The following is a 13327-nucleotide window of genomic DNA, read 5'->3' as shown; positions in this document are numbered from 1 at the left end:
GTGGGGTCAGACCCCGTCGTCGCTCTGCGGCACGAGCCGCCGGCGGGTGGCGGAGACGACGCGGTTGCCGTGCGCACCGGTCACCGGCGGAGCGGCGGGGCGCTCCATGTCACGCACCTCGTGGTGGAGCGTGCGGTGCGGCGGGCGCCACAGCTTCGCGGCCACCAGCAGCTTCTGCCACCAGGCCAGGTCCTGACGAGTGCTCACGGGTCTCCTCCACGGTGCGGGTATGGGCCGGTCCATCCTCTCACCCCCGTCCCCGGGGGAAAACCCGTGGTGGTGGGGCGGGGGCACGCCTAGGCTTGGTGCTCGCCATGCGCGACTTCCCCCCCACCGTGACGGCCTGGACGCCGTCCGCCGACTACCCGCCCACCGACTCCACGGCGCGGCGGTCCATCGGGGTGCCCGACACCCAGGGGCCGGTCAGGTTCCTGTGGTGGTTGCTGCGCCAGCAGCCCGACCTCGTGCTGGCCGGGTGCCTGTGCAGCCTGCTGTGGATGCTGCCGGCCGCCCTCACCCCCTGGATCCTGGGCCGGGCCATCGACGAGGGCATCCTCGGCGGCGACGGCGGCCGGCTGGGGACCTGGCTGCTCGTCCTGCTGCTCGTCACCCTCCTCGGCGGGGCCAGCGGCGTCTTCTACCACACCGTGGTCGTGCGCTCCTGGCTCGTGGCCTCCTACGGGCAGACGTTCCTGGTGACCCATCAGGGGGTGCGCCTCGGGCACGTGCTGCCCCGCCGGGCGGCCACGGGGGAGGTGCTCAGCGTCAACGGCAGCGACGGCGACCAGTTCGGCCACTTCGTGGAGATCGTCTCCCGGCTCGTCGGCAACGTCGTGGCCTACGCCCTCGTCGCGGTCATCGTGCTCCAGGTCTCGGTGCCGCTGGGCCTGGTGGTCCTCCTCGTCGCGCCTCTTCTCGTGGTGGTGTCCTCGGTGCTGCTGCGGCCCCTGGCCGCGGCCCAGACCCGGGAGCGCGCCCGCGACTCCGAGCTCACGTCCATGGCCACCGACATCGTGGCCGGCCTGCGCATCCTGCGTGGGATCGGCGGCGAGCGGACGTTCGGCGACAACTACGCCCGGCAGAGCCAGCGGGTGCGCCGCGCGGGCGTGCGCTCGGGCGCCTGGGGCGCGTTCGTCGAGGCGGTCGGTGTCCTGCTGTCCGGACTCTTCGTGGTCGTCCTCATGGTGCTCGGGGTGGACCGGGTGCGCGCCGGCGACCTGCAGGTCGGTGAGCTCGTGACCTTCCTGGGGTACGCCCTGTTCCTGGTCCAGCCCATCCGGGTCGTCTTCGAGGCCGCTCAGCAGCTGACCCGGTCCCTCGTGGCCGCGCGGCGCACGGTGGGGGTGCTGGGCACTCCCGACCCGTGGCCCCGGCCCGCCCTGGTGGCACCCGAGGAGCTCGAGCGGCTGGGTCGCGGGGAGCTCGTGGACGTCGCCTCGGGCCTGCGGGTACGGCCCGGCCGGCTGACGATGGTGGTCGCGGCCGTGCCCGACGACGCGGCCGCGCTCGCCGACCGGCTCGGCCGCTACCTCCCCGCCGCCGACGGGGTGCCGGGGGAGGAGGACGACGACGAGGACGAGGACGGCGACCGTCGGGCGCTCGCCCTGGCCCGGCGGGAGCGCGCGGCGGCCCGGGCCCGTCTGGAGCGCGCCGACCAGGAGCGCGCGCTCGCCCCCTGGGGCGTGACCCTGGGCGGGGTCGACCTGGCCCGGCTGCCGATGGAGCAGGTGCGCCGGCTCGTGCTGGTCAGCGACGCCGGCGCCCAGGTCTTCTCCGGCACCCTGCAGGAGGCGGTGGACCCGCACGACCGCCTCGACCACGCGGCGGCGGAGGCCGCGCTGCGGTCGGCCGCCGCCGAGGACGTCTACGACGTGCTGCCCGGGGGGTGGCAGGGCCGGCTGGAGGAACGTGGCCGGGGGCTGTCCGGAGGACAGCGCCAGCGGCTGGTCCTGGCGAGGGCGCTGGCCGCCGACCCCCCGGTGCTCGTGCTCGTCGAACCGACCTCGGCCGTCGACGCCCACACCGAGGCCCTCGTCGCCGCCCGGCTTCCCGGGCACCGGCGCGGCCGCACCACGGTGGTCGTGACCGCCTCGCCGCTGCTGCTGCACCACGCCGACGACGTCGCCCTGCTGGACGCGGGCCGCGTGGTCGCCACCGGCACCCACGAGGAGCTCGTCACCCGAGACCCGGACTACCGGCGCACCGTGCTGCGCGGCGACCCCGCCACCGACACCGTCCCGGTGCCGGGCGGCACCCCGGTCCTGGCCGGGGAGGTGACCCCGTGACCGCCACCCTGCCCGCACCGCCGGACCGGGCCAGCACCTGGGTGGACCGCCGTGGGACCGCCCCGCCGGTGCCGGCGGCGCTGCGGCCGCCCCCGCGGGGCAGCGCCGGCCCGCGCGAACGCCACCGGTCCCTGTGGGCCCGGCACGCCCTGCGCCGGCGGCGCGCCGAGGAGCACCTGCTCACCGCCCTGTCCCCGGACCGGGGTCTGCCCGTGGCGCCGACCCCCGTCGTGCTGCGCTACCTGGCGGGGCTGCTGCGGGACCGGACGCGCCTCCTCGTGCTCGTCGTCGCGGCCAACGGGCTGGCCGCCGCCGCCGGTCTGGCGGTCCCGCTGCTCCTCGGCAGGCTCGTGGACGCGGTCGTCGAGGCGGACGGTCGCCCGGCCGTGGCGACGGTGAGCACCTTCGTCGCCGTCGTCACGGGGGTGCTCGTGGCCCAGGCGGTCCTGACCCACCTGGCCAAGTGGCTCGCCGCCGTGCTGGGACAGGACGTGCTGGCCCAGGCCCGTGAGCACGTCGTGCGGGCGGTGCTGCGGCTGCCGCTGGGCACCGTCGAGTCCACGGGCACCGGCGACCTGGTGACCAGGGTCACCCGCGACGTCGCCTCGATGAGCCGCGCGGTGCGCTGGGCCCTGCCCGAGTTCGTCATCGGGGTGGTGACCCTCGGACTCACCGTCGTGGCGATGGTGGTCAACTCCTGGGTGCTGGCCCTGCCCACCCTGGTCACGGCCACGCTCTCGATGGAGCAGGTGCGCCGGTACCTGCGCCGGGCGCCGGCGGCATACCTGCTCGAGGGGGCCACCTACAGCCGGATCGGCAGCACCCTGGCCGAGACGGTCGAGGGGGCGCGGACGGTCGAGGCGCTGGGCCTGCAGGAGGAGCGCCGGCGGGCGGCCGAGGACGACGTCGAGGTCAGCGCCCAGGCCGAGCGCTACGGCCTGACGCTGCGCAACGTGCTGTTCGCGGTCATGGACATGGCGTTCTCCCTGCCCCGGGTCATCACCCTGGGCGTCGGCGCCGTGCTGCACGCGCAGGGGGTGGTCACCCTCGGGCAGATCACCGCCGCGATGCTCTACATCGAGACCTTCTACGGTCCCTTCGACCGTCTGGTGGGGGTGGTGGACGAGCTGCAGGTGGGCATCGCCTCCACGACCCGCCTGCTGGGCATCGCCGAGGTTCCCCCGGACCGGACGCCCGGGACGGACCGTCCCGTCGACGACCACCTGGTGGGCCGGGGGATGACCTACGCCTACCGGGAGGGTCAGGACGTGCTGCACGGCATCGACCTGGACCTGGCGCCGGGGGAGCGGCTGGCGGTGGTCGGGCCGTCCGGGTCCGGCAAGTCCACGCTGGGCCGGCTGCTCGCCGGCGTGCACGCCCCCCGCACCGGGTCCGCCACCGTCGGAGGGGTCGACCTGGTCTCCCTGCCCCTGAACGAGCTGCGCCGGCAGGTCGCGCTCGTCACCCAGGAGCACCACGTCTTCCGTGGCAGCCTGCGCGACAACGTCGCCCTCGCGCGCGAGGACGCCACCGACGAGGAGGTATGGCGTGCGCTGGCCACGGTGGACGCGGCGGCCTGGGTGCGGGCCCTGCCGGGCGGGCTGGCGACCGTGCTGGGGTCGGGGCACCACGAGCTGACCCCCGGGCAGGCGCAGCAGGTGGCGCTGGCGCGGCTCCTCCTCGCCGACCCGCACACCCTCGTCCTGGACGAGGCGACCAGCCTCATCGACCCGCGCACGGCACGACACCTCGAGGGGTCGATGCACGCGCTCCTGACCGGCCGCACCGTGGTGGCGATCGCCCACCGGCTGCACACCGCGCACGACGCGGACCGGATCGCGGTGGTGCAGGAGGGGCGGATCGTCGAGCTGGGCAGCCACGAGGAGCTTCTCGCCGCGGACGGGCAGTACGCCGCCCTCTGGCGGGCCTGGACCAGCTGAGCCGGCCCGACGGTCCGGGGGTCAGTCCCCGGTGGAGAGCTTGCCCAGGGTGCGCGGCCGCAGCCGGTCGTCGGCCTTCTGCCGCAGCCGTCGGGGGCTCAGCCCGTGCTGCTCGTTGTACCCCTCCACGACGGAGGCCCGCAGCGCCCGCGCCGTGGCGCGGGGACGGTCGCCGTCCTCCACGATCGTGTCGACCAGACCCTGGGAGCGAAGGTCGTCGGCGGAGGCCTTCATGGTCTCCAGCGTCATCGCCACCTGCTCCACCGAGGGGTTGGCCACGTTGTACAGGATGGTCGCCGTGGAGCGCGGCTCGGAGACGAAGCCGAGCGCGCTGTCGAACATCACGGTGTGCCGTCCGAACGGCGTGGTGGCCAGCCCGCCACCGCTGCCCATGGCTCCGGTGATCACCGCCACGGTGGGGTAGGGGTGGGAGGCGGCGCGCTTGATGCACTGGGCGATGGCCCGGGACTGGCCGCGGCGCTCGGCGGCCATCGTCGGCAGCGCCCCCAGCGTGTCGGTGAGGAAGACGACCGGCAGCTCCCAGCGCTCCGCGGCGTCCAGCATGCGGACGGCGTACTCGTAGTCCTCCGGACCCGGGTTGGGCGGCCGCTTGCCCACGTAGTCGCCGCTGATCCGGTAGGAGGGCTGGTCCCCGATGACCATGAAGGAGTGGTCCCCGATCGTGGCCAGCGCCGCGACGACGTGGGGGTAGATCGTGTCGTCCTCGAACCGGACGTGGTTGTAGAAGGGGACAGCCGAGTCGAAGACGGTGCGCAGGAGGAACTCGGTGTCCAGACGCCCCGCCCCCGCGGCGATCTCGTTGTACCGCGCGATGAGCGTCTCCCCGGCCGTCGCGCGGCCACGGTCCCGGCGGTCGCGGGGCAGGTGGACCCGGCGCTCGACCCCCTGGCGGTCCCACAGCGCGGCCGAGAAGCCCTCCGGACCCACGGTGACCTCCCGGCCGGTGTCCTCGGCCCCGTCGGCGACGTCGTCGCGCCGACGGTCGCGCAGCCGTGAGGTGGAGCGGCCGGCCTCGAACATCCGCCCGAGCAGCTCGACCAGCTCGTCGACGTCCTTGACGAGGACGTCGACGTTGCGGTCCAGGTAGTTGGCCTCGGCGCTCTGCAGCCCGCGCGGGACCTCCTTGCCCTCGAAGGTCTCGATGACCCGGCGCCCGGCGAACCCGTAGTCGGTGCCCTCGAGCGCCACGATGAGGTCGGCGGCGGGCACCGCGCTCGCCGACATCCCGCCCCACACCTGCCCCGCCAGGACGCTGACGTAGGGGCGGTTGGTGGTGTGCTGGAACTTGTTGGCCGCGGCGGCCATCCGCTGCATCTGGATCAGGCCCAGGACGTTCTCGTGCTGGCGCACCCCGGAGGAGGCCCCCATGCTCACCAGCGGGAGCTTCTCGCGCTCGGCCAGCTCGGCGGCCTGGACGAACTTCTCCCCGGCGACCTCGCCCAGGGACCCGGCGAAGAAGGACCAGTCGACCACGTAGACCACGGCCCTCTGCCCCCGGAAGTGCCCGATCCCGAACTTGGCCGACTCCGTCGACCCGCTGCGCGCCTCGGCGCTGGTGAGCTTGTCGGTGTAGCGCTCGATCGTGTCCCCGACCCGGCGCTGCAGGCCGATGAGGTCGTCCACGACCCGCAGGTGGCCGTAGCGCTCCTGGAGGTCCACCGAGGCGATGAAGGCCCGGGCGGCCTCGGTCGGGTTCAACCCCGGCCGCTTCTCGTAGAGCGAGGCCACGGTGCGGGGGGTGCGGGGCCGCAGGTCGAGCAGGTCGGGCGTCACGCCACCGTCGCCGGTGACGTAGTCGTCGTGGAGGTCGTGGTGGTCCTCGCCCTGGTCGGGACGGCCCGGATCGCGCATTCCACGCAGGCTAGCAGCGGGCCGTCGACCCTACCGACAGGTAACGCCGCGCGACCGCGATAATGCGGTCCGTGGCGGCCGTGCTCCAGGGATTCTGGCTGATCGCGGCGGTCGTCGCGGTCGGGTGGCTGCTCGCGCACACCCGCCTCTTCGGCCGGACCGAGCAGCAGATGCTCGCCCGGCTCACCTTCTGGGTCGGCTCGCCCGCGCTGCTCTTCCTCGTCGTGGCGGACGCCGACGTCGGCGTGATCTTCTCCGGCTTCCTGGTCGCCACGGTGGCCGGCGTGGTGGTGACGGCCGCGGCATACCTCCTCCTGGCCCGGCTGGTGCTGCGCCGCAGCCTGACCCACGCCCTCATGGGCGGGATGAGCGTGAGCTACGTCAACTCCAACAACCTCGGCCTACCGATCGCCATCTACGTGCTGGGCGACGCGTCGTGGTCGGCCCCGATCATCCTCATGCAGCTGCTCGTCCTGCAGCCGGCCTGGCTGGCGGCGCTGGACGCCAGCCAGTCGGGGCGGGTGTCGCTGGGGCGGCTGCTGCGCTCGCCGGTCACCAACCCGCTAACCATCGGCAGCATGCTCGGACTGGTCGTCGCGCTCACCGGCATCACCCTCCCCGCGGTGGTGCGGGGGCCCACGGAGCTCGTCGGCGGCCTGGCGATCCCCGGGATGCTGCTCGCGTTCGGGATCTCGCTGCGCCTCTCACCCCTGCCGCGCGGACGCGACAACCTCGCCGAGCTGGCGGCCGTCGTCCTGCTCAAGCTCGGGCTGATGCCTGCCGTGGCGGGCCTGGTCGCCGGCCCCGTCCTGGGGCTGTCGGGGGCGGAGGTGCTGGCGGTCGTGGTGATGTCCACGCTGCCGACGGCACAGAACGTCTTCGTCCTCGCGGTGGCCTACGGGCGGGGGGAGGACATCGCCCGGGACAGCGTCTTCGTCACCACGGTGCTGGCGGCGCCCGCGATGCTGCTGGTCGTCGCCCTCGCCGGCGGTGGGTAGGCTGGCGCGGTGCGGTTGAGCGAGTTCTGGGCCCTGATGGAGCAGGAGTTCGGGCAGGGGTATGCCGCGCTCGTCGCCCAGGGGCAGGCCCTGGGGTCGCTGGGCAGCCGGACGGCCGAGCAGGCCCTGGCCGACGGAGACCCGGTCCGGCAGGTGTGGGAGGCCGTCGTGCGCGACCTCGAGGTGCCCCCAGAGCACCACTACCTGCCCGACCGCCGGCGTACCCGCTCCTGAGGCCTCCTCAGGGCTGGCGCGGGGCGTCCGTGGCCGTGTCGCCCACGGGAGGTTCGCCCGCCAGCCCGCCGGCGACCGCCCGGCGGATCTTCTCGATCATCTCCTGCTCCGCGGGCGCCACGCCGTCGGAGGCCTGGGCCACCCGGTCGGCCGCGGCCAGGACGACGTCGCGGTAGCCGTCCGCCTGCGCCGGTGCCTTGGCGCGGAGGACGTCGACCGCCCGCCCGAGCTCGTCGAGGACGGTCTGCTCCACCTCGTCCGGGGACCCGGTGGGCGGGGTGGGGAAGCCGCCGTCGCGCAGCAGCTCCTGGACCGCAGCCGGGGCCTCCTGGAACGCCTTGGAGCCGGCCATCGACTCCTTGAACATCGCGAAGAAGCCGGGGTCGGAGCGCGAGACGAGGGCGATGGCGCCGAAGGCGGAGCGCTTGACGAGCGCCTGCTCGTCCTCGGTCAGGGCGTGTGCTGCTGTCGGTGTCGGTCATGGTCCCACTGTGGACCGTGCGGCCCGGCCTGTCATCCGCGCGGCCGGGTCAGAGGTCGTGCTGCAGGAGGAGCTCGGCGATCTGCACGGCGTTGAGCGCCGCGCCCTTGCGCAGGTTGTCGTTGGCCACGAACATCACCAGGCCGCGACCCTCGGGCACGCTCTGGTCGACCCGGATACGGCCGACGAAGGAGGGGTCCTGCCCGGCGGCCTGCAGGGGCGTCGGCACGTCGGCGAGCGCGACGCCGGGAGCCTGGCCGAGCAGCTCGGTGGCCCGCTCCGGGGTGATCGGCCGGGCGAACTCGGCGTGGACCGCCAGGCTGTGCCCGGTGAAGACGGGCACCCGCACGCAGGTGCCGGACACCGCCAGCGCGGGGACGCCCAGGATCTTGCGCGACTCGTTGCGCAGCTTGACCTCCTCGGAGGTCTCCCCGTCCTCGACGAGGTCGCCGGCCATGGCCAGGACGTTGAACGCGATTCGGGGCCACGTAGGTGGTCGGCTCCGGCAGCGCCACCGCCGACCCGTCGTGGGTCAGCGCCTCCACCGGCTCCTCGCCGGCCAGGGCCGCGCGCACCTGGTCGCCGAGCTCGCGCACGCCCGCGAGCCCGGACCCGGAGACGGCCTGGTAGGTGGCCACCCGCAGCCGTTCCAGCCCGGCCTCGGCATGGAGGGGCCGCAGCACCGGCATGGCCGCCATCGTCGTGCAGTTGGGGTTGGCCACGATCCGCGACCCGCCCCCGCCCAGCGCGAGCCCCAGATCCTGCGGGTTGACCTCGCTGACGACCAGCGGCACCGCGTCGTCCATCCGCCAGGCGGAGGAGTTGTCGACCACGACCGCACCGGCGGCGGCGAGGCGGGGTGCGTGCTCCTTCGAGGCGGAGCCCCCGGCGGAGAAGAGGGCCACGTCGATGCCGGACAGGTCGGCGGTGGCCACGTCCTCGACGAGGATCTGGCGCGCCTCGGCATACCCCTCGAGGCCGTTGGCCGACCCGTCCCAGGGCAGCTCGGTGCCGGCGGAGCGGGCGGAGGCGAGGTAGCGCACGGAGGCGACGGGGAAGTCGCGCTCGGACAGCAGCCGCCGCATCACCGCGCCGACCTGTCCGGTCGCCCCCACCAGGGCCACGTGCAGGTGCCGGTCGTGCCCGGTCACGGCGTTCACCGGCCCGTCCCGCCGTAGACCACGGCCGCGTCCTCGGCGTCCAGCCCGAAGGCCGTGTGCACGGCGCGCACGGCGTCCTCCAGGTCGGACTGGTCGCAGATCACCGAGATCCGGATCTCGGAGGTGCTGATCATCTCGATGTTGACCCCGGCGTCGGCCAGGGCGGCGAAGAGCTGGGCGGCGACCTGCGGGTTGGAGCGCATGCCCGCCCCCACGAGCGACAGCTTGCCCACGTGCGAGGTGTAGAGGACGTCGTCGAAGCCCATCTCGTCCTGCAGCGCCCGGACCGCGGCGACCGTGGTCGGGCCGTCGGTCTCGGGGGATGGTGAAGAGGATGTCGGAGGTCGCCGCGTCCGAGGTCGAGACGTTCTGCACGATCATGTCGATCGAGACGCCGGCCCGGGAGGCCGCGCCCACGACGGCTGCCGCCGCCCCGGGGCGGTCCGGGATGCCGACGGCGGTGACCTTGCCCAGCGAGCGGTCGTGCGCGATGCCGGAGATGATCGGTTCTTCCATGGTGTCCTCCGTGAGGGGTCGGCCGACGAGGATCCAGGTGCCCTCCTGGTCGGAGAAGCTGCTGCGGACGTGGAGCGGGACGTGGAAGCGCCGGGCGTACTCCACCGCCCGCAGGTGCAGGATCTTGGCGCCGTGGGCGGCCATCTCGAGGGTCTCCTCGATGGTCAGCCGGGTCACCCTCCGGGCGCTGGGGACGATCCGCGGGTCGGCGGTGTAGAGGCCGTCCACGTCCGTGTAGATCTCGCAGACGTCGGCGTCCAGGGCGGCCGCCAGCGCCACCGCCGTGGTGTCGGACCCGCCGCGGCCCAGGGTGGTGATGTCGTCGTCGGTCGAGATGCCCTGGAAGCCGGCCACGATGGCCACGCCGCCCTCCTCCAGGGTGCCGCGGACCCGGGCGGGCTGGACGTCGAGCAGTCGGGCACGGCCGTGCGCGGTGTCGGTGCGCATCCCGGCCATGGCGCCGGTGAAGCTGCGGGCGGGCACGCCCAGGTCCTGGATGGCCATCGCCAGCAGGGCCATCGAGATCCGCTCGCCCGCCGACAGGAGCATGTCCATCTCGCGCTCCGGCGGCGGTCCGTCGGCGATCTGGGCGGCCAGGTCGAGGAGCTCGTCGGTCGTGTCCCCCATCGCGGAGACGACGACGGCGACCTGGTCGCCCGCGCGGTGGGCGGCCACGACGCGGCGGGCGACGCGGCGCATCGCCTCGGCGTCGGCGACGGACGAACCGCCGAACTTCATCACGAGCAGAGCCATGGTGCTTCCTGGGCAGGGGGCAGGGTGGCACGGGATGACGTCGGCGTCGCAGGTCCCGGACTGGCAGCCAGTGTAGGGGAGAGGAACGGGGGTCGTTGACGCGGCGGAAGGAGCGGGGAGCGCGGTGACGGCGCGCGTCCGGTCACGTCGGGTCGGGTCGGGTCGGGTCAGACGAGCGTGGTGAGCGCGAGGACGACCACGGCGAGGGTGGCGACGATCTCGCCGACCCCGAGCCGTGCGGGGCTCCACCCGAGGCGGGGCACGGCGGCGGCCCGCACCGCCAGGACCAGGGCCAGACCGCCCAGGGGCAGCCGCGCGCCGTGGGGCAGCAGGGCGAGGGCGAGGACCGCCAGGAGCAGGTGGTAGCCCACCGAGAGCAGGAGGAAGACGGTGCTGCCCCGTCGCCGGATCGCGCTCTTGACGTAGAAGACGGTGCCGGTGAAGTAGCCCGCCAGGACGCCGGTGAGGATCCAGGCCACCGTCCACCGCTCGCCCGGACCCAGGTCGTAGGCGACCGGCGTCATCAGGCAGGACCCGGCCGCGGTGGCCAGTCCGGCGATCAGGGCCCGCTCGTGCCGGGTCGCCGAGGCGACCATGCCGACCGAGAGCGGGACGACGAACAGCGGGGCCCAGCGCACCAGCGTCGGCTCGACCAGGAGCAGGGCCGCGCCCAGGGCGGTCGCCAGGGCGACGTACACCTGTACCGGAGCCAGGTGGCGCGGCCGTCGGCGGGACTTCAGCCAGAGCGTGGCCGCGAAGAAGGCGAGGTAGCCGGCGAACCAGAAGGCCGCCAGCAGCAGGTGCGCCCAGCGGGGTCCCGAGGCCAGCGTGCCGACGAGGAGGGGGGCCGACAGCATCGCCCAGGCCCCGTGCTGGTTGGGGACCCAGCCCGGCCGTCGGCGCCGTCGGCCTCCCCGGTGACCCGCCCCCGGCCCGGGCAGCTTCCGGGCGGTGGGCGCCACAGAGGACCGGACGCTCATACGACGCAGTGTAGTGAACAGATCGGCAGACCGCGCCGGGTGGGTGTCGCGGACGGCGCCGGGTGAGTCGTCCCGGAACACGCCGGGAGGTGGTTCAGCAGTTCGTACAGACTTTCGACTACGCTCGTCCCCATGGTCCCCCCGACGGGACCGGACACCCACAGGTATGCCGTGGGAGGCCGGGTCTGTCGGTGGCGGCACCTAGCGTCTGACTGGACACGGGACGAGGCCCTGCAAGGGGACGGCGGCCGGAGGTCGGTCGAAGGTAGGCGCGCCCACCACGAGCAACGAAGGAGCACGGACATGGCCCAGGCCACGACGAAGACGGCATCGCCGGTCGCTGCCGGCAACGACAGGATGCGGGCTCTCGACGCCGTCATGGCGCAGATCGAGAAGCAGCACGGCAAGGGGTCGGTGATGCGCCTGGGGGACGAGGACCGTCCGCCCATCCGGGTTATCCCGACGGGGTCCATCGCCCTCGACGTCGCCCTGGGCGTGGGCGGTCTGCCCCGCGGCCGCGTGGTGGAGATCTACGGGCCGGAGTCCAGCGGCAAGACCACGGTCGCGCTGCACGCCGTGGCCAACGCCCAGAAGGCCGGCGGGATCGCCGCCTTCATCGACGCCGAGCACGCGCTCGACCCCGACTACGCGAAGAACCTCGGCGTGGACACGGACGCCCTGCTGGTGAGCCAGCCGGACACCGGCGAGCAGGCCCTGGAGATCGCCGACATGCTGATCCGGTCGGGGGCGATCGACATCATCGTCATCGACTCGGTCGCGGCGCTCGTGCCGCGGGCCGAGATCGAGGGCGAGATGGGCGACAGCCACGTGGGTCTGCAGGCCCGGCTGATGTCCCAGGCCCTGCGCAAGATCACCGGCGCGATCAGCACGACCGGCACCACGGCGATCTTCATCAACCAGCTGCGCGAGAAGATCGGGGTCATGTTCGGCTCGCCGGAGACCACCACCGGTGGCAAGGCGCTGAAGTTCTACGCCTCGGTCCGCATCGACGTGCGCCGCATCGAGACCCTCAAGGACGGCACCGACGCGGTCGGCAACCGCACCCGGGCCAAGATCGTCAAGAACAAGGTGTCGCCGCCGTTCAAGCAGGCCGAGTTCGACATCCTCTACGGGCAGGGCATCTCCCGGGAGGGCGGCCTCATCGACGTGGGCGTCGAGCACGGCTTCGTGCGCAAGTCCGGCGCCTGGTACACCTACGAGGGCGACCAGATGGGGCAGGGCAAGGAGAACGCCCGCCAGTTCCTCAAGGACAACCCGGACCTGTCCGAGGAGATCGACCGCAAGATCAAGGCCAAGCTCGGCATCGGGGTGCCCAAGCAGACCGCCGAGGACCTGCCGGACGGGGTCGACCCGGTGACCGGTGAGGTCTCGGTCGACTTCTGATGGGCACCGACGCAGACCGGTTGTCTGCGGCGCGGCGGGCGCTGGCGGAGGCGGAGTCCGTCGCCAGCGCTTCCGGGCTCAGCCCCGGCCGGACCTCGTCGACGGCCCTCGCGGACGGCGGGACCCCCGTCGACGGGGAACACGGTCGGGGTCGGGCAGCAGGACGTCGGGACGGTCCGGGGGACCGGGCCGTTCCGACCCCGACCCCCACGCCGTCGCCCGTCGCATCGTCCTGCGCCAGCTGGCCATGGGCCCGCGCACCCGCCGCCAGCTCGAGGACAAGCTGCGCGACAGGGGGTGCGAGCCCGACGTCGCCCGAGGGGTGCTGGACCGGATGACGGAGGTCGGCCTCGTCGACGACGAGTCGTACGCGGAGATGTACGTGCGGTCCAAGCAGGAGACCAAGGGCCTGGCCGCCGGTGCCCTGCGCCACGAGCTGCGGCAGAAGGGCGTCCCGGACGAGGTGGCCGACGCGGCGCTGGAAGAGATCGACCCCGAGCGGGAGAAGGAGCAGGCCCGCGCCCTGGTCGCCCGCCGCCTGCGCACCATGCGTGGGCTGGAGCGGGACGTGCAGACGCGCCGGCTGGCCGGGTTCCTGGCCCGCAAGGGCTACGGTCCCGGCGTGGCCTACCAGGTCGTGCGGGAGGCGCTCGACGAGCTGCCGGAGAACCGCCGGGACTGACCCGCCGGCACGGGCGTCGTCC

Annotated in this window: 10 protein-coding genes and 2 pseudogenes; 6 read left to right on the top strand and 6 right to left on the bottom strand. The window is 73.9% G+C overall.

Annotation, left to right across the window (positions count from 1 at the left end):
- Positions 1–6 precede the first annotated feature (6 nt).
- On the bottom strand, positions 7–207 hold the full coding sequence (locus ACQ95T_RS13935) for a hypothetical protein (RefSeq protein WP_425941503.1): 201 nt from the start codon (positions 205–207) through the stop codon (positions 7–9).
- 107 nt (positions 208–314) lie between these two features.
- Between ACQ95T_RS13935 and ACQ95T_RS13930 the strand changes: the two genes are divergently transcribed.
- Both ACQ95T_RS13930 and ACQ95T_RS13925 read left to right on the top strand, forming a co-directional pair.
- Positions 315–2285, top strand: coding sequence for an ABC transporter transmembrane domain-containing protein (locus tag ACQ95T_RS13930; protein WP_425941501.1), 1971 nt, complete (start codon positions 315–317; stop codon positions 2283–2285).
- Entirely contained in the window at positions 2282–4225 is a 1944-nt protein-coding gene (locus ACQ95T_RS13925; protein WP_425941500.1) for an ABC transporter ATP-binding protein, read from the top strand. The genes ACQ95T_RS13930 and ACQ95T_RS13925 overlap by 4 nt, the downstream gene beginning before the upstream one ends.
- A 21-nt stretch (positions 4226–4246) precedes the next feature.
- Here the strand turns inward: ACQ95T_RS13925 and ACQ95T_RS13920 are convergent, their stop codons facing one another.
- Complete coding sequence (locus ACQ95T_RS13920; RefSeq protein ID WP_425941498.1) at positions 4247–6097, bottom strand: carboxyl transferase domain-containing protein; 1851 nt, start codon at positions 6095–6097, stop codon at positions 4247–4249.
- Positions 6098–6168: 71 nt separating this feature from the next.
- Here ACQ95T_RS13920 and ACQ95T_RS13915 point away from each other — a divergent pair, with 71 nt between their 5' ends.
- Both ACQ95T_RS13915 and ACQ95T_RS13910 read left to right on the top strand, forming a co-directional pair.
- Entirely contained in the window at positions 6169–7095 is a 927-nt protein-coding gene (locus ACQ95T_RS13915) for an AEC family transporter (RefSeq protein ID WP_425941497.1), read from the top strand.
- Between the two features lie 9 nt (positions 7096–7104).
- On the top strand, positions 7105–7329 hold the full coding sequence (locus ACQ95T_RS13910; RefSeq protein WP_425941495.1) for a DUF3046 domain-containing protein: 225 nt from the start codon (positions 7105–7107) through the stop codon (positions 7327–7329).
- A 7-nt stretch (positions 7330–7336) separates the two neighbouring features.
- On the opposite strand, the gene ACQ95T_RS13905 is transcribed toward ACQ95T_RS13910, so the two are convergent.
- The 4 genes and pseudogenes from ACQ95T_RS13905 to ACQ95T_RS13890 form a co-directional block, all read right to left on the bottom strand.
- A complete protein-coding gene (locus tag ACQ95T_RS13905; protein ID WP_431473020.1) occupies positions 7337–7681 on the bottom strand; it encodes a hypothetical protein in 345 nt (114 codons plus the stop codon).
- Between the two features lie 178 nt (positions 7682–7859).
- A pseudogene (locus tag ACQ95T_RS13900) lies at positions 7860–8895 on the bottom strand (aspartate-semialdehyde dehydrogenase).
- A gap of 71 nt (positions 8896–8966) precedes the next feature.
- Positions 8967–10239: pseudogene (locus ACQ95T_RS13895) on the bottom strand (aspartate kinase).
- 167 nt (positions 10240–10406) lie between these two features.
- Positions 10407–11219 (bottom strand): YwiC-like family protein, encoded by an 813-nt coding sequence (locus ACQ95T_RS13890; protein WP_425941488.1) that lies wholly within the window; start codon positions 11217–11219, stop codon positions 10407–10409.
- A gap of 357 nt (positions 11220–11576) precedes the next feature.
- On the opposite strand from ACQ95T_RS13890, the gene recA reads away from it, so the two are divergent.
- Positions 11577–12623 carry a recombinase RecA gene (gene recA, locus ACQ95T_RS13885; protein ID WP_425941832.1) on the top strand — a complete coding sequence of 349 codons (1047 nt, stop codon included), beginning with the start codon at positions 11577–11579 and terminating at the stop codon, positions 12621–12623.
- A gap of 247 nt (positions 12624–12870) precedes the next feature.
- A complete protein-coding gene (locus tag ACQ95T_RS13880; RefSeq protein WP_431473019.1) occupies positions 12871–13305 on the top strand; it encodes a regulatory protein RecX in 435 nt (144 codons plus the stop codon).
- The last annotated feature ends 22 nt before the right edge of the window (positions 13306–13327 follow it).

The sequence above is a fragment of the Ornithinimicrobium carbonis genome (genome assembly GCF_050703245.1).
Classification (GTDB): domain Bacteria; phylum Actinomycetota; class Actinomycetes; order Actinomycetales; family Dermatophilaceae; genus Ornithinicoccus.
This window is presented reverse-complemented; position numbering and strand designations above follow the sequence as displayed.